The 21,848-nt window shown below is 36.1% G+C and carries 22 protein-coding genes; 16 read left to right on the top strand and 6 right to left on the bottom strand.

Translation table 11 applies throughout. The features are described 5' to 3' along the window. Nucleotides 1-86: 86 nt before the first annotated feature. Together Q0X89_RS16005 and Q0X89_RS16000 are read left to right on the top strand one after the other, a co-directional pair. Nucleotides 87-758 carry a response regulator gene (locus Q0X89_RS16005; protein ID WP_297696012.1) on the top strand — a complete coding sequence of 224 codons (672 nt, stop codon included), beginning with the start codon at nucleotides 87-89 and terminating at the stop codon, nucleotides 756-758. 162 nt (nucleotides 759-920) lie between these two features. After that, nucleotides 921-1,592 (top strand): hypothetical protein, encoded by a 672-nt coding sequence (locus Q0X89_RS16000; protein WP_297696010.1) that lies wholly within the window; start codon nucleotides 921-923, stop codon nucleotides 1,590-1,592. Nucleotides 1,593-1,650: 58 nt separating this feature from the next. On the opposite strand, the gene glyA is transcribed toward Q0X89_RS16000, so the two are convergent. Continuing rightward, the gene (gene glyA, locus Q0X89_RS15995) at nucleotides 1,651-2,922 is read right to left on the bottom strand and encodes a serine hydroxymethyltransferase (RefSeq protein WP_297696009.1); all 1,272 of its coding nucleotides are present in this window, start codon (nucleotides 2,920-2,922) and stop codon (nucleotides 1,651-1,653) included. A gap of 112 nt (nucleotides 2,923-3,034) precedes the next feature. Between glyA and fahA the strand changes: the two genes are divergently transcribed. Together fahA and Q0X89_RS15985 are read left to right on the top strand one after the other, a co-directional pair. After that, nucleotides 3,035-4,330, top strand: a complete 1,296-nt coding sequence (fahA, locus tag Q0X89_RS15990; RefSeq protein WP_297696007.1) for a fumarylacetoacetase — start codon at nucleotides 3,035-3,037, stop codon at nucleotides 4,328-4,330. 114 nt (nucleotides 4,331-4,444) lie between these two features. Continuing rightward, nucleotides 4,445-5,632 (top strand): hypothetical protein, encoded by a 1,188-nt coding sequence (locus Q0X89_RS15985; protein ID WP_297696005.1) that lies wholly within the window; start codon nucleotides 4,445-4,447, stop codon nucleotides 5,630-5,632. Nucleotides 5,633-5,661: 29 nt separating this feature from the next. Here Q0X89_RS15985 and ytxJ read toward each other — a convergent pair whose 3' ends face one another. Continuing rightward, nucleotides 5,662-6,057: a bacillithiol system redox-active protein YtxJ gene (gene ytxJ, locus Q0X89_RS15980; protein WP_297696003.1), complete on the bottom strand. Its 396-nt coding sequence runs from the start codon at nucleotides 6,055-6,057 to the stop codon at nucleotides 5,662-5,664. Between the two features lie 165 nt (nucleotides 6,058-6,222). On the opposite strand from ytxJ, the gene clpB reads away from it, so the two are divergent. Together clpB and Q0X89_RS15970 are read left to right on the top strand one after the other, a co-directional pair. Continuing rightward, complete coding sequence (clpB, locus tag Q0X89_RS15975) at nucleotides 6,223-8,823, top strand: ATP-dependent chaperone ClpB (RefSeq protein WP_297696001.1); 2,601 nt, start codon at nucleotides 6,223-6,225, stop codon at nucleotides 8,821-8,823. A gap of 119 nt (nucleotides 8,824-8,942) precedes the next feature. Further along, nucleotides 8,943-9,539 (top strand): TetR/AcrR family transcriptional regulator, encoded by a 597-nt coding sequence (locus Q0X89_RS15970; RefSeq protein WP_297695998.1) that lies wholly within the window; start codon nucleotides 8,943-8,945, stop codon nucleotides 9,537-9,539. Between the two features lie 95 nt (nucleotides 9,540-9,634). Here Q0X89_RS15970 and Q0X89_RS15965 read toward each other — a convergent pair whose 3' ends face one another. Beyond that, nucleotides 9,635-11,026, bottom strand: coding sequence for a PorP/SprF family type IX secretion system membrane protein (locus Q0X89_RS15965; protein ID WP_297695996.1), 1,392 nt, complete (start codon nucleotides 11,024-11,026; stop codon nucleotides 9,635-9,637). 91 nt (nucleotides 11,027-11,117) lie between these two features. Here Q0X89_RS15965 and Q0X89_RS15960 point away from each other — a divergent pair, with 91 nt between their 5' ends. Next, nucleotides 11,118-11,663 carry a histidine phosphatase family protein gene (locus Q0X89_RS15960; RefSeq protein WP_297695994.1) on the top strand — a complete coding sequence of 182 codons (546 nt, stop codon included), beginning with the start codon at nucleotides 11,118-11,120 and terminating at the stop codon, nucleotides 11,661-11,663. Here Q0X89_RS15960 and Q0X89_RS15955 read toward each other — a convergent pair. After that, nucleotides 11,641-12,390: a DUF6503 family protein gene (locus tag Q0X89_RS15955; RefSeq protein ID WP_297695992.1), complete on the bottom strand. Its 750-nt coding sequence runs from the start codon at nucleotides 12,388-12,390 to the stop codon at nucleotides 11,641-11,643. The genes Q0X89_RS15960 and Q0X89_RS15955 overlap by 23 nt on opposite strands. Before the next feature lie 112 nt (nucleotides 12,391-12,502). Between Q0X89_RS15955 and smpB the strand changes: the two genes are divergently transcribed. Continuing rightward, a complete protein-coding gene (gene smpB, locus Q0X89_RS15950; protein ID WP_297695990.1) occupies nucleotides 12,503-12,964 on the top strand; it encodes an SsrA-binding protein SmpB in 462 nt (153 codons plus the stop codon). Between the two features lie 35 nt (nucleotides 12,965-12,999). Here smpB and Q0X89_RS15945 read toward each other — a convergent pair whose 3' ends face one another. Then, entirely contained in the window at nucleotides 13,000-13,641 is a 642-nt protein-coding gene (locus Q0X89_RS15945) for a protein-L-isoaspartate(D-aspartate) O-methyltransferase (RefSeq protein WP_297695988.1), read from the bottom strand. A 117-nt stretch (nucleotides 13,642-13,758) separates the two neighbouring features. On the opposite strand from Q0X89_RS15945, the gene Q0X89_RS15940 reads away from it, so the two are divergent. From Q0X89_RS15940 to Q0X89_RS15905, 8 genes are all read left to right on the top strand, one after another. Beyond that, nucleotides 13,759-14,721, top strand: coding sequence for a Gfo/Idh/MocA family oxidoreductase (locus Q0X89_RS15940; RefSeq protein ID WP_297696019.1), 963 nt, complete (start codon nucleotides 13,759-13,761; stop codon nucleotides 14,719-14,721). Nucleotides 14,722-14,778: 57 nt separating this feature from the next. Then, a complete protein-coding gene (locus tag Q0X89_RS15935) occupies nucleotides 14,779-15,669 on the top strand; it encodes a 3-hydroxyacyl-CoA dehydrogenase NAD-binding domain-containing protein (protein WP_297696017.1) in 891 nt (296 codons plus the stop codon). Between the two features lie 4 nt (nucleotides 15,670-15,673). After that, the gene (locus Q0X89_RS15930) at nucleotides 15,674-16,924 is read left to right on the top strand and encodes a DUF1015 domain-containing protein (protein WP_297695986.1); all 1,251 of its coding nucleotides are present in this window, start codon (nucleotides 15,674-15,676) and stop codon (nucleotides 16,922-16,924) included. A 95-nt stretch (nucleotides 16,925-17,019) separates the two neighbouring features. After that, complete coding sequence (locus tag Q0X89_RS15925; RefSeq protein ID WP_297695985.1) at nucleotides 17,020-17,676, top strand: YggS family pyridoxal phosphate-dependent enzyme; 657 nt, start codon at nucleotides 17,020-17,022, stop codon at nucleotides 17,674-17,676. A 37-nt stretch (nucleotides 17,677-17,713) separates the two neighbouring features. Continuing rightward, nucleotides 17,714-18,835, top strand: a complete 1,122-nt coding sequence (locus Q0X89_RS15920) for an exonuclease domain-containing protein (RefSeq protein WP_297695983.1) — start codon at nucleotides 17,714-17,716, stop codon at nucleotides 18,833-18,835. Continuing rightward, nucleotides 18,832-19,674: an ion transporter gene (locus Q0X89_RS15915; RefSeq protein WP_297695981.1), complete on the top strand. Its 843-nt coding sequence runs from the start codon at nucleotides 18,832-18,834 to the stop codon at nucleotides 19,672-19,674. Before Q0X89_RS15920 ends, Q0X89_RS15915 begins: the two co-directional genes overlap by 4 nt. Next, complete coding sequence (gene miaA, locus Q0X89_RS15910; RefSeq protein WP_297695979.1) at nucleotides 19,674-20,606, top strand: tRNA (adenosine(37)-N6)-dimethylallyltransferase MiaA; 933 nt, start codon at nucleotides 19,674-19,676, stop codon at nucleotides 20,604-20,606. Before Q0X89_RS15915 ends, miaA begins: the two co-directional genes overlap by 1 nt. After that, on the top strand, nucleotides 20,587-21,090 hold the full coding sequence (locus Q0X89_RS15905; RefSeq protein ID WP_297695977.1) for a gluconokinase: 504 nt from the start codon (nucleotides 20,587-20,589) through the stop codon (nucleotides 21,088-21,090). The genes miaA and Q0X89_RS15905 overlap by 20 nt, the downstream gene beginning before the upstream one ends. Before the next feature lie 47 nt (nucleotides 21,091-21,137). Here the strand turns inward: Q0X89_RS15905 and Q0X89_RS15900 are convergent, their stop codons facing one another. Next, complete coding sequence (locus tag Q0X89_RS15900; protein WP_297695975.1) at nucleotides 21,138-21,845, bottom strand: response regulator transcription factor; 708 nt, start codon at nucleotides 21,843-21,845, stop codon at nucleotides 21,138-21,140. Nucleotides 21,846-21,848 lie beyond the last annotated feature (3 nt).

Here is a 21,848-nt window from a genome sequence, read left to right as displayed (position 1 = left end):
CAAGTGCCTTTCAGGCTAACGGAATCTGAAAATACAGCTCGGGTTAACAAAAAAGAAAAATTGAAAATTGCGGAAAAAACATCATCATGAAAACGATTCGGATTTTAGCGGTAGATGATCACGAAATGACCACCATGGGTTATAAATTTATCCTTGAGGATACAGAATTTGATAATTTTAAGGTTCTGGTGGATACCGCAAAATCCTACGAACAGGCTATTGAAAAAATTGAAAATTCTGTTAATTCATTTGCCTACGATATTCTTTTGTTAGATATACAATTATCGCAGGCCACAGAAGGCCCCGCCAAAACAGGTGAGGATATCGGCATTATTGCGCGTAAGGTCATTCCAAAGACCAAAATTGTATTTATGTCTTCATTTAGCGACAATTACAGAATAAACAGTATTCTGAAGACGGTTGATCCCGAAGGGTATATGGTAAAAACGGAAATAGATCAAAAGTCCCTGCAGGCAATGGTCCAAACGGTAATGACCACTCCACCCTATTACACCCAAAAAGCCCTGGCGGCCATTCGGAAAAAAATGGCCAATGACGATATAATTCTGGATGAGAAAGACAAAAAAATTCTTCACTATTTGTCTATAGGAACAAAAACAAAAGACATGGTTAACCATGTTTCTTTATCACTGCCAAGTATTGAAAACAGAAAAAGGCATCTGAAAGCAGTTTTTGGTGTTGAAAAACAGAATGACCAGGCATTGATTACAGAATCCAGAAACAGGGGTTTCATCTAATATTACTGATTTTTCAGACAAATCGACCCTCGTTCACTTCACAGACAATAATAAATAATTATAAAATACTGGCGAAACCTTATTTATTCTATGGTTTTTATATAGTCAACTATTAATTTTTAAAATTAATTTTGATATAAACCCCTTAGTTTTTCTGTTATTATGCAAAACAAACAGGATAATTTTAGAGATAATCTTCGAATTAAACTGGACGACAACCCGCAAATAAAGGGTTTAGTTGAGTTTAAAAAGAGATTGGAAAGAGATTATTTTTCCAATGTATCCGTAAGAAATTGCTCTTCAGATAATGTCGGAGAAAATTTAGTTATTGAAATGGATTGTAATTTTACACTGGTTGAAATACTTTCACATTTACAAAAAGGTACCTGGGGCAGAATATACTCAGCACAGAATAGCTGGTCTAAAAGTTCCCCATTTTCCAGGGCATTGAAGAAATTAAACAAGTTGAATAGCAGGCGAATAGATATTGAAGAACTCTCTATTTTTGCAAAAGATTGCTCTATAATTATTAAGAACATATTTGAAAATAGCATAGAAGAACAACTTCGGCAGATTCTTCAAACTATAGCCGAGCACTATGTTTATTTATCCAAGAGGCTTACCGAAACACCTTATGAAATTTATATTCCGGTATTTGAGGAAGACCTTTTTGAAAATGAATCCAAACTAAAGAATATCAGAGCCGGTAATAATAAAAAGAAAGACTATTTTAAATATTGGGGCCTCTATTTCGAGTCTGAAAAGGATGCCTTAATCTATGATCTTAATAATAAATCTATCATTTACGGTGATTTATTCATGTTAAATCATTGATTAATCCAAAATCAATAAATACAACTAGTGCTTTAATATTAAACGGCTTTTGCCAACCTTAAGCAAATAACGGAAGGCCTTTCATTAATTCATTTACCTTTACTTTCACACTCGCAACCACTTCCTCTTGTTCTGCATTTGTAATAACCTCATCGATTAGATCAACAATAGTCGTCATATCGGCTTCTTTAAGACCCCTGGTAGTTATTGCTGCAGTTCCGAATCTAATTCCTGAGGTAATAAAGGGTGACTTATCATCAAATGGAACCATATTTTTATTTGCCGTGATATCTGCTTTAACCAGAATGTTTTCTGCATCTTTTCCGGTAATATTTTTATTGCGAAGATCTATTAGCATCATATGATTATCAGTACCACCAGAAATTATCTTGTAATCTTTTGCGACGAAAGCTGCGGCCATAGCCTCAGCATTTTTCTTCACCTGCAACATATAATGCAAAAATTCATCAGAAAGGGCTTCCCCAAAAGCAATTGCCTTGGCAGCTATAATATGTTCCAAAGGCCCTCCCTGATTTCCCGGAAAAACGGAAAGATTTATTAAAGCAGACATTTTACGTAAATTTCCATTTTTCAACCTAATTCCAAAAGGATTTTCAAAATCCTGACCCATCAGAATTAAACCACCCCGGGGTCCTCTAAGAGTTTTATGAGTTGTTGTGGTAACAAAATGGCAATGTGGGATAGGATCATTTAATATCCCTTTAGCTATAAGGCCCGAAGGATGAGCAATATCTGCCAATAAAAGTGCATCTACACTATCAGCAATTTCGCGAAAACGTTTAAAATCCATATCGCGGGAATAAGCTGAAGCCCCGGCAATTATAAGTTTAGGGCGTTCCTTTTTGGCTATTTCCTGAATTTTATCATAGTTTATTACTCCTGTTTCTTCATCTACTCCATAAAATACCGGACGATAGAGCTTACCCGAAAAATTAACCGGTGAGCCATGAGTAAGATGTCCTCCATGTGCTAGATCAAAGCCTAAAATTGTATCGCCGGGACTTAAACATGCCTGGTAGACAGCAGCATTGGCTTGTGATCCTGAATGTGGTTGCACATTTGCATATGCAGCTCCAAACAATTCCTTTGCTCTATCTATTGCGAGTTGTTCAACCTTATCAACTACTTCACATCCCCCATAATAGCGCTTTCCGGGATAACCCTCAGCGTATTTGTTAGTCAGGACAGATCCTGCAGCTTCCATAACTTGTGGACTCGTAAAATTTTCAGAAGCAATAAGTTCTATCCCATTTAATTGCCGCTCTTTTTCCTCGGCAATTAATTCAAATATTTGATGGTCGCGCTGCATAACAATATTCTTGTGTTAAATGAGGCGTAAAAGTACAAATTGCCAGACTTTAATAAGAAGAAAATAATATATTTGATCAGGAATTTATCAAACATAAATTAACAATTACACCATGTCCTTAAAAACAAATGATCCATCTAAAAAATCCTGGCTAGAAGTTAGCCCTAATTCTGATTTTCCAATACAAAACATTCCTTTTGGTGTTTTCCTGACAAGGGATGATGTCATTACTATTGGAACGAGAATAGGTGATTATGCTATTGACCTTGGAGCACTGCATCAATTGGGTTATTTTGATGGAATTCCACTTACAGATGACATTTTTCTGCAGGACACTTTAAATGATTTTATCTCAGATGGGAAAAAAACCTGGCGTTTAGTGCGAAACAGGATCAGCGAAATTTTTGACATTACCAACCCAAGCCTCAAAGAAAATGAGGAACATCGGAAAATCGTTTTATTCACCCTGGACGAGATTGAAATGCAACTTCCGGTGCAGATAGGAGATTATACGGATTTTTATTCAAGTAAAGAACATGCAACCAATATCGGGACTATGTTCCGAGATCCGGAAAATGCTTTGCTGCCTAACTGGTTACATATCCCTATTGGATACCATGGCAGAAGCTCCACAATAATCCCGAGTGGACAGAATATTAGAAGACCTATAGGGCAGACATTGCCCAAAGGTGCTCATCAACCAGAGTTTGGACCATCTAAAATGGTTGACTTTGAATTAGAAATGGGCTTTATTACGACGGACGCCAATAAATTAGGGGAAGCTATCCCTATTGATGAAGCTGAGGACTATATTTTCGGACTTGTCTTACTAAATGATTGGAGCGCAAGGGATATACAGAAGTGGGAATATGTGCCCCTGGGCCCATTTATGGCAAAGAATTTTGCCTCTTCTATTTCACCATGGATTGTTACACTAGAAGCTCTTGAACCTTTTAGGGTAGATAGTCCGGCACAAAACCCTGCACCGCTTCCATATCTGCAACAAAAAGGGAAAAATAGTTTTGATATTAATTTAGAAGTTTCAATTACTCCGGATGGAGGAGCTCCTTCTACAATTGCCAAATCAAATTTTAAATACATGTACTGGACAATGGCGCAACAATTAACTCACCATACTTCAAACGGTTGTAAAGTAATCAGTGGTGACCTAATGGGCAGTGGCACAATTTCCGGTACAACGCCAGATTCTTATGGTTCTATGCTGGAATTGGCCTGGCAGGGAACAAAACCTGTAGCTCTTCAGGATGGCGAAAAAAGGACTTCCATTCAGGACTTGGATACGGTAACTTTAAAAGGGTTTTGCGAAAAAGATGGGGTACGTATCGGGTTTGGCAAGGTAGAGACAAAATTGCTTCCTCCACTAGAAAGTAATCTGCAAAATCATTAGGCTAAAAGAACATTTTAGCGAATTTATACGATACATTATCGTTTTTCGTTATGAATTATGTGTGTTTTGGCACAGCTATTGAAAACTGCTGTTAAAACCTATAAACATATTATCATGAGAAAAACGATACTCTTTACAACAATTGTAGTTTTTTTAATAGCATGCGGAGGTGTTAAAAAAACTCAGGAGGCCCTAAATACGGGCAATTATTCCGCTGCCATAAATAAGGCTATAAAAAATCTTGCAGATAATAAAACCAAAAAAGGCAATCAACCTTATGTACTGCTTCTTGAAGAAGCATTCCAAAAGTATACTCAAAGGGAATTAGAAAACATTGCCTATTTAAAGAAAGAAGGTAATCCTGCCAATTACAATGCGATATTTAATGGATATAGCCGCTTGAAAAATATTCAGGAGCGCATAAAGCCTCTTTTACCCTTACAGGTATATGAGGAAGATAGAAATGCCAGATTTTCATTTAACAATTACGACAATGAGATACTTGTTGCAAAGGACAACTTATCTGACTATTTATACAACAATGCTTCAGAGCTATTGCAGAATGCAAAATACAAGGAGGACTTTAGAAATGCTTACAGGGATTTTGAATACTTAAATGAATTAAGTCCCGGATATGCTGATAGTCGTCAAAAAATGGATGAGGCCTATATTAAAGGGCTGGACTATGTTAAAGTGAACATGGTTAACGATACAGAGCAAATAGTTCCGGCACGATTAGAAGAAGAACTATTGAATTTTAACACCTATGGATTAAATGACCAATGGACGCAGTATCATACAAATCCACTGGCTGAAGTAAACTATGATTATGAAATGGAAGTGGCCTTCAGAGCCATTAATATATCGCCGGAACAAATCCAGGAAAAACAAATTGTAAAGGAAAGGCAGATTAAAGATGGAGTTGAAGTACTTCTTGATTCAGATGGAAGAGTAGTAAAGGATAGTTTGGGTAATGAAATAAAGGTTGACAGATTCAGGACAGTAAGTTGTAATTTCTATCAGTTTACTCAACTTAAATCTGCACAAGTTACGGGTAATGTAAGCTATATAGATTTGCAAAGTAAACAGCAACTCAATTCATACCCCCTTAGCAGTGAATTTGTATTTGAGCATGTTTATGCAAATTACAATGGTGATAAAAGGGCGCTTGACAATGATCTTGTACCTCTTTTAAACAGGGTTGCAGTTCCATTTCCTTCTAATGAACAAATGGTCTACGACGCGGGTGAAGATTTAAAATCAAGACTGAAGGACATTGTCGTGAGACACAAATTTAACTAAAACTAAAACCCCGAACTTTCGGGGTTTTTTTATATATATCGGGATAAATCGAGTGATGTAATCCCTCCATGTGATTCATTAGCCACCGCAGTACCATTTTTGATAATTAACACTTGAGGGGACTGGTGGTATACCTTAAATCTGTTTGCGACTTCATTTGAAACTTCCCTGTATCTGTGCAAATCCAAAAAATACAGATCGGCCTGATTATCCTCAAGAGTATATGAATTCTTAAAGGATCTGAGAACCATACTGCTTATTCCACATGTCGTGGAGTGTTTAAAAATAATCTGAGGCCTTTTAGCAGAGTTCTGTTCAATCTCAACGAGCTGATCCGCAGATGTCAGTGGTATCCATTCCAGTTGATCCTTCTTCTCTTCAGAACTTCTGTCTTTACTACTAAATAAGTTATTAAATATTCCCATATTTCTGTTATAGCCGATTAGTCGGATTTATTTTATTTCCCTACAAACTGTCGAAATGTCCTATAAATAGGTCGTTTTACCGACATTTTGTCTGTTTATTCGCCATGGTAAGATTGTTGTCCTACATAGTTCAAAATTAAACATTAACTCGAAAAGAAATATATAATGAACATCAATAATTTTACCATAAAATCCCAGGAGGCCATACAGCAGGCTCAAATGCTTGCACAGGGTATGGAGAATCCGCAAATTGAAAATGAGCATATTTATAAAGCAATCGCTGAGATTGATGAGAATGTTCTCCCATTTATCTTAAAAAAATTAAATGTTAACATTTCTCTTGTAAATCAAATACTTGAAAAGGATCTGGAAAGTTTACCTAAGGTCTCGGGCGGAGAAATTATGTTTTCTAAAGAAGCGGGTAAAACCTTGACCGAAGCCAATATAATTGCTAAAAAGATGGAGGATGAATATGTTTCCATCGAACATTTGATAGTTGCTCTATTTAAATCCAACAGTAAAATATCGAGAATATTAAAAGATCAGGGTATTCAGGAAAAAAGTCTCCTGGCTGCGATTGACGAGTTGCGCAAAGGAGGTAAAGTAACCTCACAAAGCGCAGAAGAAACTTATAATTCATTGAACAAATACGCAAGAAACCTCAATGACCTGGCCGATAAAGGCAAACTCGACCCAGTTATAGGCCGAGACGAAGAAATAAGAAGAATACTTCAAATTCTTTCAAGAAGGACCAAGAATAACCCAATGCTGGTTGGAGAACCCGGTACGGGTAAAACCGCTATAGCAGAGGGGCTTGCGCATAGAATTGTCCAGGGAGATATCCCGGAAAATTTAAAAGATAAGGTCATTTATTCCCTTGATATGGGAGCGCTTATAGCAGGTGCCAAATACAAGGGGGAATTTGAGGAACGACTAAAAGCCGTAATTAAAGAAGTTACGGAATCAGATGGAGACATTGTACTTTTTATAGACGAAATACATACCCTTGTTGGTGCCGGTGGCGGACAAGGAGCCATGGATGCCGCAAATATTCTAAAACCGGCCTTGGCAAGAGGAGATTTGCGAGCTATAGGCGCTACAACATTGGATGAATACCAAAAATACTTTGAAAAGGACAAAGCACTGGAACGAAGATTTCAGAAAGTAACCGTTGACGAGCCCGACACAGAAAGTGCTATTTCAATTTTGCGGGGAATTAAAGAAAAGTATGAATCGCACCATAAAGTTAGAATTATGGACGAAGCTGTTATTTCTGCTGTAGAATTATCACAGCGATATATAACCAATAGATTTTTACCTGATAAAGCTATTGATTTAATGGACGAGGCTGCTTCTAAACTTCGTATGGAAATTAATTCCAAACCTGAAGAATTAGACGTATTGGACAGAAAGATAATGCAATTAGAGATTGAAATTGAAGCAATCAAAAGGGAAGATGATAAAGCGAAACTCAAATTACTCAATATAGATCTGGCAAATCTCAAAGAGGAAAGAAACGAAATTTTCGCAAAATGGGAAAGTGAAAAAACAGTGATTGAGAATATCCAAAAAACGAAACTGGATATTGAAAATTTTAAACAGGAAGCCGAAAGAGCTGAACGTAATGGCGACTATGGCAAAGTAGCCGAATTGCGCTATGGAAAAATAAAAGAAGCTAATGAGAGATTAGAATCTCTTCAAGAGGATCTTGCCCAGGAGCAGAAAAAAGGAACTCTGATAAAAGAAGAAGTGACTACGGATGATATTGCTGAAGTTGTTGCTAAATGGACAGGTATTCCGGTAACTAAGATGCTACAAAGTGAACGCGAAAAACTTTTGAATCTGGAAGATGTATTACACAAACGTGTTGTGGGCCAGGATGAGGCTATTCAAGCCGTATCTGATGCTATCAGAAGAAGCAGGGCCGGATTGCAGGATGCCAAACGTCCTATTGGCTCGTTCCTGTTCCTGGGTACTACCGGAGTAGGAAAAACGGAACTCGCAAAAACTTTGGCAGCTTACCTGTTTGATGATGAAAATGCTTTAACCAGAATTGATATGAGCGAATATCAGGAGCGTCACTCAGTTAGCAGATTGGTAGGGGCACCTCCCGGATACATCGGTTATGATGAAGGTGGTCAACTTACGGAGGCAGTGCGCCGCAAACCTTATTCTGTCATTCTTTTAGACGAGATAGAAAAAGCGCATCCGGATACATTTAATATCCTATTGCAGGTACTTGATGAAGGAAGGCTTACAGATAACAAGGGAAGAGTTGCCGACTTCAAAAATACTATTATCATAATGACCAGTAATATGGGGAGCCATATTATACAGGAAAAGTTTGAAGTTTTAGAGGACATTTATTCCGCTATGGAGTCTGCCAGAGTTGAGGTTCTTGGACTTCTTAGAAAGACCATTCGCCCTGAATTCCTCAACAGGATTGATGATATTATCATGTTTACCCCTCTAAATAAGGAGGATATCAGACTTATTGTTGAATTGCAACTTGAACAGCTTAAGAAAATGCTTTTAAAACAGCATATAACTATTGACGCCACAGAAGAAGCTATTTCACATCTTGCCGAACGTGGTTATGATCCGCAATACGGGGCCAGGCCAATAAAACGAGTTATTCAAAAAGAAGTGCTAAACAGCCTCTCTAAAGAATTACTTAGTGGAAAAGTAAAGGCAGATAGTATTGTGCTGATAGATTCATTTAACGATAAGCTCGTATTCAGAAATCAAAATGAACTAGTCAATTAGTTTTATTGATGTTTTAAAAAGTACCCTTTCGATGTACATCGTAAAAGGGTACTTTTTTTTATGAATTAAAATACCATACAGTATATAGATTTTTTATCTTCGTAAAAAAATGAAGTCATATGCCAACCAAAGCTGAGCGAACTACAGCATACATTATTGAGACTGTAGCCCCCATCTTTAATAAACACGGTTATGTGGGTACCAGCATGAATGACCTTACAGAAGCAACAGGTCTTACAAAAGGAGCATTATATGGTAATTTTGAAAATAAAGAAGCCCTTGCGCTCGCCGCTTTTCAATTTAACAGTACTTTACTACTAAAAGCAATTGACGACAAATTGAATATCGAAGGTACGGCACTGCAAAAACTATTTTCCCTTACTGATTTTTATCGCCATTATAATAAATTCACGGCAAGTATGGGCGGTTGCCCCATATTAAATGTTGGGGTAGATGCCAACAATAACAATGCTCCGCTAAAGTCTGCAGCCAATGAAACCCTACGTACCATTGAAGGAAAAATTGCTTTGGTTTTAGAAAATGGGGTAAAGAATAATGAGATTAAACTACCTGTTACTCCTTTGCAATTTGCAAAACAGTTATACACTATGATTCAGGGAGCAATAGCTATGGCAACAATTGCCAGTGACAGAAAATATCTCATTAACACAGTGGCGTACCTCGATGTTCTTGTGAAAAAAGAAATTAAAAAATAATAGCTTACTTACTCAGGACCCTATAAATCCAGGTTTTTCCTTCATAACGTCCGCCGTATTTTGAATCCCTTGCTTTTCTCGCTTCTTGCATTGTATCATATCTGTTCAAATACACGTAATTGTATTTGTTCTTCGCCCGATAGAAGGATTTCTACTGCTTCTTCTTTGGCTTTTTCTTTTTCCAGCGCTCTATTAATGGAATCCTGTTTCTTCTGTTCCTTAAGTTTATTAACCTCTGCCAAAACTTCTGCCTGTTTAACAGCGTTTAATGAGTCCCTTCTTCTTTTCTCCTGTTGCTCTTTTAAGAGTGCAATCGCCACTGCCTCATTAGCTTTAGCGATAGAATCTTTTCTCTTTTGTTCGGCTAACTCTCGTTCTTTGGATAATTCAATTTGTTTATTTAGAGCTGCAATGGAATCTTTCCTCTTCTGATTCTGTAATTGCTCCAGTGCTAGTAACTCTGCCGCCTTAACTGCTGCCAAAGAATCAATTTCTCTTTGTCTTTCTTCCTCTAACATGAGTTCATCCTTAGCCGGTTCTTCTTCAAGTTCATCTTCCGTTGTTAATTCTTCAACTTCAAAGACTTGTTTGCCAAAACTAAAGGCAGTAACAATTTCAAAACTTGGATCCTCTCCCTTAAGATCACTGCTTGTTCCAAATTCAACCAAAGCCCCAAGAGATAACTTTTTAAAAAAGCGTCCCCCTACCCCGGTAGAAATGCCGTAAAAGCTATTATATCCGGCTTGTGCCCAGAATTTTGGGGTAGAAAAAAAGGTGTTAAACCCTATTTGATTATCAAAATTTGGCAATCGCTTATAGTAAAGACTAGGTCTTATATACGAAGAAGATGTATCACCAAAAACAGTTATCGGGAAATCGTAACTGGCCAGACCCATATAAATTAAACCCGCAGCACTGGCATTACTCTCATTGGTTGTAAAGTTTCTATCTACCAGGTTCTCCATAGCGATACCAAAACTGAATGCATCTAATTGAAGTCTTACAGCAGGTGCTATTTGAAGAATAAAATTACTTTTTTCCTGAAACTGCGGGAAATCAAAATCCGGGTCCAAAATAAAATCCTCCGCAAGTTCTCGTTGATAGCCAATAACATTAACCCCAAGAGTTATTTGAGTTGACGGATTCAATACAAATCTATACGCATAATTTAGTACTCCTCCTTTATTCACAAATACTCCGGTATTATGCTGCAGGAATCCCCCTCCTATGGCAGATTCCTCGTTTAACTTCCGAGTATAATTAAAAAATAAAGTTGTGGGATTGGCATCAATGCCTTGCCATTGCCATCTGGTCCATAAAGCTACCGACTGTGGATCATTCCGATCCAACGAAAACACCGGACTTAATAAACTACTATTAAATTCAGTAAGATTGTGCTGTCTGAAATCATAGGGTAATTCCGGCTGCTGAGAATTTACATACAGCACGGTCAAAACCAAAAAAATAAAGAGAATTCTATTCAGCATAACAATAGAAAAAACAAAGGATTAACATACTAATTTCACCGAATTTCAGTTAAATTAGAGCATACTTTAAAATTATTCAAACCAATCCCGTATGAAAACAGTTAAACTTCTCATTTTTGCCATTATATTAACAGGCCTAATCTCTTGCAAAGATGATCAAAAATTATCAGAAGCCTATGTTGAGCCGGCTGTTTCTACTTATTATTTTATAAGACATGCAGAAAAGATCAGAAGTGATTCAGAAGACATCGATCCTGAACTAAGTCAAAAAGGACTTGGTAGGGCCATGCACTGGGCTGAAATATTGAATGATGTTGAGCTGGATGCCATATATTCAACAGATTACGAGCGCACAACCATGACAGCAGCTCCCACCTCTGTTAAAAAGGATATAACGGTCCAATATTATGACCCGTCTGATATTGATATCGAACAATTCAAGATAGATAATTTAGGCAAAAAAGTACTTGTAGTGGGACATAGTAATTCCACACCTGAATTTGTAAATAAAATGCTTGGAGAAGAGAAATATGACTCCATGGATGATTATGACAATGGCAGCCTTTTTATTGTTCAGGTAACGGGGAAAAATACCACTAGCAATCGTCTGCACTTTAATTGCAATTGTCCGGATTAACTGTTATATCTTCCAATCGGATTGTGGATAGAAGTTCTAATTTTTTCGATTTAAAAAGAGCTTCCAGCTTATACACTGAAATATTATCTGTGGCTTTATAATTGTTATAATCAACAAACCGTATTCCATTTATTATTTGTTCATTAAATGCCTCACGGAATCTGGATCCACCACCATTAGTATTAAATTGATACGCTAAGTAATCTGGTTTAAACGTCTCTTTATTAAACCAGTATATATATACATCTTCAAAATCCTCACCTCCATCCTCTTCATCGAAAGTGACCTCAACTTTGTAGTACTGATTACCCCCTATTTGTGTTTCACCCAGAAGTTTTTTGTTTACTGCCGGATCATTTAAGCCATAAGGGAGATAAGCAAAATAATGAACAGAGTTTATTGAGTTTGAATATTTAATCGCCATTGAGTCGGCTACATTTACAAGCTTGCCATTAATGAATCTTTCAAAACCATTATGCTTAAGGATGTCCAATATCTCAGTTGAATCTTTTTTGATAATTCGTTTTAAAATTTTTCTGTCTTTGGTATTATTCATTTCATATCTGATATCCCTAAAAGTAAAGGATATATTGCAAGATCTGTAACGATTACCCCCGGATACTTCTATAGACTTGTCTACGATATCCTGGACAGGCATAAGATCAGAATTGTTATTTCTGCAACCAACAATTGCGAGAAAGATAAGAATAAGTGAAAATCTAAACATTTAATAGTTTTAATAGTAAACGTAAAAGTCTTGATTTCTTTACACTTTTCACAAAAATAAATTCAATTTCCAGTGTATAGTACTCTGGTATTTGTTCTTACTTTTGTTACTTATGCAGAAAGCAATAAACATAAAAAACAAAAAAGCTCGTTTCGAATACGAATTCCTGGATACCTACATAGCAGGAATTGTACTTTCAGGGTCCGAAATAAAATCTATTCGACTGGGAAAGGCTTCAATCACGGAAAGTTTTTGTGAATTCAATGAACAGGGAGAACTTTTTGTAATAAATATGCAAATTGATGAATATTCTCATGCCACTCACTTTAGTCACAAACCCAAAGCTGCACGGAAACTTCTGTTAAAAAAGCAAGAATTAAAAAAACTGGAAAAAGAAGTAAAAAATACCGGGCTTACCATTATTCCTATAAACCTTTTTGTCAATGACAAGGGATTGGCAAAACTTAAAATCGTTTTGGCTAAAGGAAAGAAACTTTATGATAAGCGCGAAAGTATAAAGGATAGGGACAATAAGAGAGATCTGGATAGACTTAAAAAGAATTTTAATAATTAAGCACAAATTCATTTCCTGAACCGGAAATTCATTGATCAATTTTTATCTTCTAAAAGCGGAACAAATCGAAAGGATCCAAATTCCTGGCGCTCAAATTCTTTTTCTGAATTTCTAATTATACGTGTCATAATCTGATCATCCAGACCAACGGGGATTACCAATTTACCTCCAATTTTTAATTGAGATAGAAGAGCTTTTGGAATTTCAGGAGCCCCGGCAGTTACAATAATTCCTTCAAAAGGGGCTTCATCCGGAAGACCTTTATATCCGTCACCAAAAATAAATTTTTTGGGTCTGTATCCCATTTTCTTAAAAAATATGGACGTTTTTTTAAATAATTCCAGCTGTCGTTCAATGGTAAAAACCTTAGCCTTCAATTTCAAAAGCACGGCTGTCTGATAGCCACTTCCTGTTCCAATTTCCAATATTTTATCACCTGGATTCAATTCTAATAATTCTGTCTGGAAGGCTACAGTGTATGGCTGAGATATAGTTTGGTCGGCAGCTATAGGAAACGCCTTATCCTGGTATGCGTGATCTTCAAAACTACTGTCCATGAACAGGTGTCTTGGCACCGCTCTGATGGCGTCTAACACATTTTTATTTTTTATATTCTTAGCAGCAATAATATCAACAAGTTTATTGCGCATTCCTCTATGTTTGAAAGTATCTTTCAAGGCTTTGATTTTGTGTTGCTAAAATTAGAAAATCAATTTGAAACCAGGGGTATTTTCCAGGTGATACATTAGCTTAATTTAGAATTAATCTCCTTATTTTTGAAGAAATACAAATTTATGCTCAAAGTTGGCGTATTAGGTGCAGGTCATTTAGGTAAAATTCATTTGCGCCTTCTCAATGAATCTCCTGAATATAATTTAATTGGATTTTTCGACCCGGATGCAAAAAACAGTGAAAAGGTTGCTGAGGAATTTGGATATTCCTATTTTGACAATATAGATTCCTTAATGGATGAAGTGGATGTCGTGGATATTGTAACACCCACCTTATCGCATTATGAGTGTGCAAAGAAAGCCATGGAGAAAGGAAAGCACGTTTTTATCGAAAAACCAATTACCAATACTTTAGATGAAGCAAAGGAGCTTTTAAGAATTGAAGATGAGAACAATGTAAAAGGACAGGTGGGGCATGTAGAACGCTTTAATCCTGCCTTTGGGGCGGTAAAGGACAAAATTAAAGATCCTATGTTTATTGAAACGCACCGTCTGGCTGAATTCAACCCCAGAGGAACCGATGTTCCTGTAGTATTAGATTTAATGATTCATGATATAGATGTCATTCTTAGTGTCGTGGGGTCCGAAGTAAAAAAAATTAATGCGAGTGGTGTATCTGTTATAAGTAAATCTCCGGATATTGCAAATGCCAGAATTGAATTTGAAAACGGATGTGTTGCTAATCTTACCGCAAGTAGAATCTCATTAAAAAACATGAGAAAATCAAGGTTTTTTCAACGCGATGCCTATATCTCGGTCGATTTTTTAGAAAAAGTTGAAGTGGTAAAAATGAAAGACGCCCCGGAAGTTCCCGGAGAATTTGACATGGTACTTCAGAATGCAGAAGGGGAAAAAAAGCAGATTTATTTTGAGAATCCTGAAATTCTAAATAATAATGCTATCAAGGATGAACTCGAAACCTTTGCTGAGGCCATAAATAATAATAGCACTCCTGTAGTAACATTAAAACAGGGTTCTCAGGCGCTCGATGTAGCCTTGCAGATAATTTCATCTTTCAAAAACTAATCGTATCCCGGCAAAACGTTAATTAGGTAATTCTTACAGATCAATTAGCTTAAAATGATAACAACAATTGCAGTAATAGGAGCAGGTACAATGGGTAACGGAATTGCCCATGTGTTTGCACAAAATGGTTTTAAAGTACATTTGATTGACATCTCTAAGGAAGTACTGGAGAAAGGAACTTCAACGATATCTAAAAATCTGGACAGGATGTTGGTAAAAAATGTCATTACGGAAGATGATAAGACCAAAACACTGGAAAACATTACTTGTTATACTTCAATTAAGGAAGGGGTTAGTAAAGTAGAATTGGTGATTGAAGCGGCAACTGAAAATGTGGAATTAAAATTGTCCATTTTTAAGGAACTGGATACCCATAGCAAAGAAAATACGATTCTCGCTACCAATACGTCTTCAATTTCAATAACCCAAATTGCGTCGGTGACAAAAAGACCGGACAAGGTAATAGGAATGCACTTTATGAACCCGGTTCCTATAATGAAATTAGTGGAGATTATCAGAGGGTATAGCACAAGTGACGGAGTTACTAAAACCGTGATGGAAATTTCCGAAAAATTAGGTAAAATACCCACTGAAGTAAATGATTATCCGGGGTTTGTAGCCAACAGGATCTTAATGCCCATGATTAATGAAGCTATTGAAACTCTTTACAATAACGTAGCAGGTGTTTCGGAAATAGATACGGTAATGAAATTAGGTATGGCACATCCGATGGGACCCTTACAATTAGCAGATTTCATTGGACTCGATGTATGCCTTTCAATCCTGAATGTTATGTACAATGGGTTTAAAAACCCAAAATACGCCCCATGTCCACTTCTTGTAAATATGGTAATGGCAGGCAAAACAGGAGTTAAATCGGGGGAAGGTTTTTACGACTATTCAGAATCGCGCAGGGCAGAAAAAGTGGCCGCACAATTTGCACAATAAGCCTATGGCAGTTATTCAACCATTTAAAGCAATACGGCCTGCAAAGGATAAAGTCCCATTTGTTGCTTCACGTTCTTATGAAGAATATTCTAAGAAAGAATTAGACTGTGTCTTAAATTATAACCCATTTTCCTTTTTACATATATTAAATCCGGGATATCGATTTAATAAAGCAGTCTCAGGTATGGAGCGCTTTAAACTTGTCCATAACCGATATTTAGAGTTTTTGGAAGACCAAATTCTTTTAAAGGACAATGAGGAAAGCTTTTATATATATCGTATTGAAAAAAATAACTTTAATTGCTGTGGAATCATATGTGCAACCAGTACCGAGGATTACAGAAATTCGGTAATTAAAAAACACGAAAACACAATTGAGCGAAGAGAAAAGTTATTTGCAAATTATCTCCATGTCGTAAAGTTTAAAGCAGAACCAATTTTAATGATTTATCCGGATTCTAGTGAAATAGCTTCCGTTATTGCTTCCGAGATAAAAAATATTCCGGAATGTCATTTTACAACACCAGACAGTGTCACACATACACTTTGGAAATTATCAAAAGAAAGTACGATAAAACAATTACAAATGGAATTTGGTAAAGTAAATTCCTTATATATTGCTGATGGGCATCATAGAAGCGCTTCTTCCAATCTACTTTCTCGTATAGAACAAAAGAAAAATCCGGATCATACTGGCCGGGAACCTTATAATTTTATAATGAGTTATTTAATTCCGGAGTCGGAGATTAAAATCTTTGAATTTAACAGAATGGTACGCGATCTGAACGGGCTTACACCAGAAGAGTTTCTTGTAAAACTCGATAAGTTTTATAGAATTAAAAATCATGGAAATCAACTATATAGACCTGGTAAAAAGCATCATTTCAGCATGTACCTCAATGGCTCATTCTATTCGCTATACCTAAGAAAAAAAGTTTATAAACTTTCTGATGCCCTGAATAAATTAGATACTCAGATATTATATAAGACCATTCTGGAACCAATACTTGAAATAAAAGATCTAAGAAACGATAAACGGATTCAATATGGCCATGGCAAACGTAATGTCCTTAAAATGAAAGATGAAATTGATAGCGGGAACTTTGCAGTGGGTTTTGGGCTGGTTCCTTTAAACGTTGATGAGATAAAGGCAATTGCCGACGCTGGTTTGGTAATGCCCCCTAAGAGCACCTATATTGAACCAAAACTCAGAAGTGCGCTCGCTATCTATGATTTAGGTTCAACTGAAACTTAATGAGCATACCGAAGTACAACCACCATTCTCAGATATGAAATAATCCTAACTTCGGCCTTGATCGTAAATTATTTACTAATTTCAAATAAAAATAAGTGTCCATAAAAAATAACCTTCTAAGAATTCTTGATGATCTTCCCAAAGATATAAGCCTTGTTGCGGTATCCAAAACCAAAACCAATGCGGAAATTTTGGAAGCCTATGAAGGGGGGCAGCGTATTTTTGGCGAAAACAAAATTCAGGAATTGGTTCCTAAATGGAATGAATTACCGAAAGATATTGAATGGCATATGGTAGGACATATGCAAAGCAATAAGGTAAAATACATAGGTGAGTTTATCTCATTGATTCATAGTGTAGATAGCTTAAAACTGCTGAAAGAGATAAACAAACAAGGATTAAAAAATGATCGTAATATTAATTGCCTGCTTCAGATTCACATCGCTCAGGAACAAACAAAATTCGGTCTTAATGAAGCAGAGTTATTTGAATTAATAGATTCGGAGGAGTTTGAAAAACTCAAAAATGTATCCGTGAAGGGATTGATGGGTATGGCCACTTTTACCGAAGATAAGGAACAAATCCGTAAAGAATTTTCATATTTAAATTCAATCTATTTAAAATTAAAAAACAAAATTCCGGGAGCAAATGTACTATCAATGGGTATGAGCGGAGATTATAAAATTGCTATTGAAGAAGGCAGTACGATGGTACGCATAGGAAGTAGTATCTTTGGTGTTAGAAACAACTAATTTAAATGTAAGTAAACAGCAATTTTTAAAATATTAAATGTACGCTATACTTGACATAGAAACCACAGGAGGTAAATATAATGAGGAAGGGATAACTGAAATTGCCATTCATAAATTTGACGGACATGAAGTTGTGGATAAATTCATTAGCCTGGTAAATCCGGAAAAGGAAATTCAACCCTTTGTTGTTAATCTCACGGGAATTAATAATAAAATGTTGCATACAGCTCCTAAGTTTCATGAAGTAGCGAAACGTATTGTTGAAATAACTAAAGATACTGTCCTTGTGGCTCACAATGCCCAATTTGATTACAGAATCTTGCGAACAGAATTTCGAAGATTAGGATTTGATTTTGAGAGGAAAACACTTTGCACAGTGGATTTGTCTAAAAAGTTGATCCCTGATGCGAAATCACATAGTTTGGGAAAACTGGTTCGTTCTTTGGGCATTCCTGTTAGTGACCGCCATAGAGCTAACGGAGATGCGCTGGCTACCTTAAAATTATTTAAACTTTTACTTACTAAAGACACAGATAAGGCAATTATAAAAGAAATTGTGAGAGAAGAATCTTTGGGTGAGCTCACCCAAAGACAGTTAGATATTGTGGCCAGCATGCCAACCGAAGTCGGGGTTTATTATATGCATAATAAAGATGGTGAAATTATTTTTCTTGGAAAAAGTAACAATATCAAAAAACGAGTTAACCGTCACTTTTTAAAGAGTGGAGACCTGGCAAGGCAAATTCAGAAAGAAACCAAAAAGGTTACCTATGAAAAGACCGGCAGTGAATTGGTAGCACTGTTAAAAGAAAATGAAGAACTAATTAAAAATAAACCCAAATTCAATATTAAGGGCAAACAAATTAAGGTCTCAAATAAAAAACATCAGGTACAAATTAATGGCTATGATATACTATCCGATAATTTAATAATTGTCGACAAAGGAAGGGAAATCGGCGAGCGCAGTGCTATACTTATCAAAAAAGGAGAATTTAGTGGATTAGGTTTCTATAACCTGAACTATCAAATTAATAATATTCATATCTTAGAATCAATTATTACCCCGATGAATAACTCGCGGTACACCAGAAAAATTATTGAATCGTACCTAAGAGAGAAAAAAGTACTTGAGATCATTGAATTGAAAAACCACCAGTGACAGATACAGAGATAGAGCCAGAATTTACACCAAAAAAAGGCTGGAAATATAAACTTCACGAAATAATTTATGGCACTCATACGCCGGCAGGTAAGCTATTTGATATAGTTCTGCTTATAGTAATCGTTTATAGTGTTATTATCGTTATGCTGGAGAGCGTTCCAAGAATAGATGCGAAATATCATTCTTTTCTCAATATTTCGGAATGGACAGTCACTATTTTATTTACGCTGGAGTACATCCTACGTCTTATATGTATAAAAAAGCCAACAAAGTATATTTTTAGTTTTTTTGGTGTCGTCGATCTTCTTTCTACTATCCCAAAATATTTATCCTTTTTTATAGGAGGGTCACAGTATATTACTGCTTTCAGGGCATTAAGACTTCTTAGGGTTTTCAGGATTCTAAAATTAGTGCGTTATGTTGGAGAGTCTAATAATTTGTTAAGAGCCTTAAGAGCCAGCAGAACCAAAATTTTCATTTTTGTATTCTTTGTACTAGTTGTTTCTGTAATACTCGGAACAATTATGTATTTGATAGAAGGTCCGGAACATGGCTTTAATAGTATACCCCATAGTGTATATTGGACCATTGTAACTCTGACAACAGTAGGCTATGGTGATATCTCACCTGAAACCGGATTAGGGCAGTTTATCGCTACCTTAATAATGATTATTGGTTATGGTATTATTGCAGTTCCAACCGGAATTGTAACCGTTGAATTTGCCAAAGGACAGAAAAAGGATTCTGCTGAAGAAAAAATAATCTGTGAAAATTGTTCAAGCGAAGGACATACACCTGAGGCAAATCATTGCTTTAATTGTGGAAGTAAGCTATAATGAAGAAGGTGCTTATTACGGTAATAGGGCCAACTGCTATTGGTAAAACAAAATTAGCTATCGACCTGGCAACACATTTCAAAACAGAGATTATCTCTTCAGACTCCAGACAATTTTACAAGGAAATGTCAATAGGTACCGCGGTTCCTTCCAGGCATGAATTAGAATCCATACCGCATCATTTTATTCAACATAAGAGCATTCACCAACCATATAATGTGGGAGATTTTGAAAAGGATGCCCTTAAAATTCTCGAGAATCTATTTAAGAAACATGATAATGTTGTTATGGTCGGCGGCAGTGGGTTATATATTGATGCAGTTGTCAAAGGTTTAGATACTTTCCCTGAGGTTGACAGGGAAATACGAACTAATTTAAATTCCATTCTTAAACAGCAAGGAATCGAAGTTTTGCAAAAGCAACTTAAAGAACTCGACCCGGAATATTACAAAAAAGTAGATATTCAAAATCCACATAGAATCATACGTGCTCTGGAAATATGCCATGGCACGGGTAAGGCCTACTCTTCCTTTATTAACAAACGAAAACTTCCCAGGCCGTTCAGTACAATTATGATTGGCCTTTTCGCAGAAAGAAGTATACTATATGATAAAATAAATAAAAGGGTGGATAGCATGATTGAAAACGGACTTGAAGAAGAAGCCAGGTCGTTACATAAACACAAACATTTAAATGCGCTGCAAACTGTGGGCTATACAGAGCTTTTTAACTTCTTTGATGGCAATTGGGATCTGGATTTTGCTATTTCTGAAATTAAGAAGAATACACGACGTTTCGCAAAAAGGCAATTAACATGGTTTAGAAAAAATAAGGATATTGTTTGGGTAGAACCATACACCCCAATTAATGAGATAATCGAAAAGATTATGCTCTTGAGAATAAATTTGAAAGATGAAGCAGGGAGACTCTAATATTTATTTTATCATGGGGGTTTCCGGTTGTGGTAAATCGACAATTGGGAGTTTACTGGCTGATGAACTAAAAATACCGTTTTTTGATGGGGATGACTATCATTCTGAAACCAACGTAAAAAAAATGGCCTCAGGCCAACCATTAACCGATAATGATCGAATGGATTGGTTGTTACGATTAAATGAATTAGCGCAAAGTAGGCTTGAAAAAGGGGCAATAATAGGCTGTTCTGCATTAAAGGAATCCTACAGACGAGTATTGGAGGCCAACCTGCAAGAAAATGTAAGATGGATATATCTAAGTGGTTCTTTTGATGATATAATGAGCCGTTTAAGCCAAAGAAAAGGACATTTTATGCCAGCTGCACTTCTTAAGTCTCAGTTTGAAATTCTTGAAATACCCCATAATTCAATAAAAGTATCAATTAATCTTCCAGCTGAGCAATTGGTTAAACGAATCCTGGAACTAATTAAGTCTCAATAAAAAAGGCACCATTATCCGGTGCCTGATTCTCTATTAATTTATATATTTTATTCGTTTTTTATCACAAGTCTGAAGCCTTCACCGTGAATATTTAAAATTTCAACTACGTCATCGCGCTTAAGATACTTCCGCAATTTGGCAATATAAACATCCATACTTCTCGAGGTAAAATAATTGTCATCACGCCATATTTTTGTCAACGCCAACTCTCTGGGCATAAGGTCATTCTCATGCAATGCCAGCAACCTTAATAACTCATTTTCCTTCGGAGATAATTTTATAGGATCTTCATCCTTGTATTTAAGAAATCTTAGCTTAGAGTTTAAGTGAAAGTTTCCAATATTAAATTCAAATTGTTTACTGTCAGCCAGTGTATTGGAAGCCTTTCTCTGAAGAATTGCCCTTAATTTCATAAGTAATACTTCAGAATCAAAAGGTTTATTCAAATAATCGTCGGCCCCGGCTTTATAACCTTTAAGAACGTCTTCTTTCATTGTCTTGGCCGTAAGAAATACAATTGGAACGTTTTCATTTTTCTCACGAATTTCCCTTGCCAGGGTAAACCCATCTTTATAAGGCATCATTACATCTAATATACAGACATCATAATTGTCCTTTTTAAATTTTTCAAAACCTTCCATGCCATTTTTTGCCAAAGTAACATCAAAATCGTTCATGGATAGGTAGTCTTTCAAAACGATTCCAAAGTTTGGATCGTCTTCTACTAAAAGTATTTTTTTGTTTTCTGTTTCCATAAT

This window comes from uncultured Eudoraea sp. (assembly GCF_947258525.1).
In the GTDB taxonomy this organism is placed as follows: domain Bacteria; phylum Bacteroidota; class Bacteroidia; order Flavobacteriales; family Flavobacteriaceae; genus Eudoraea.
Note: the sequence above shows the minus strand (reverse complement) of the source record. Positions and strands in the feature narration are given on the sequence as shown.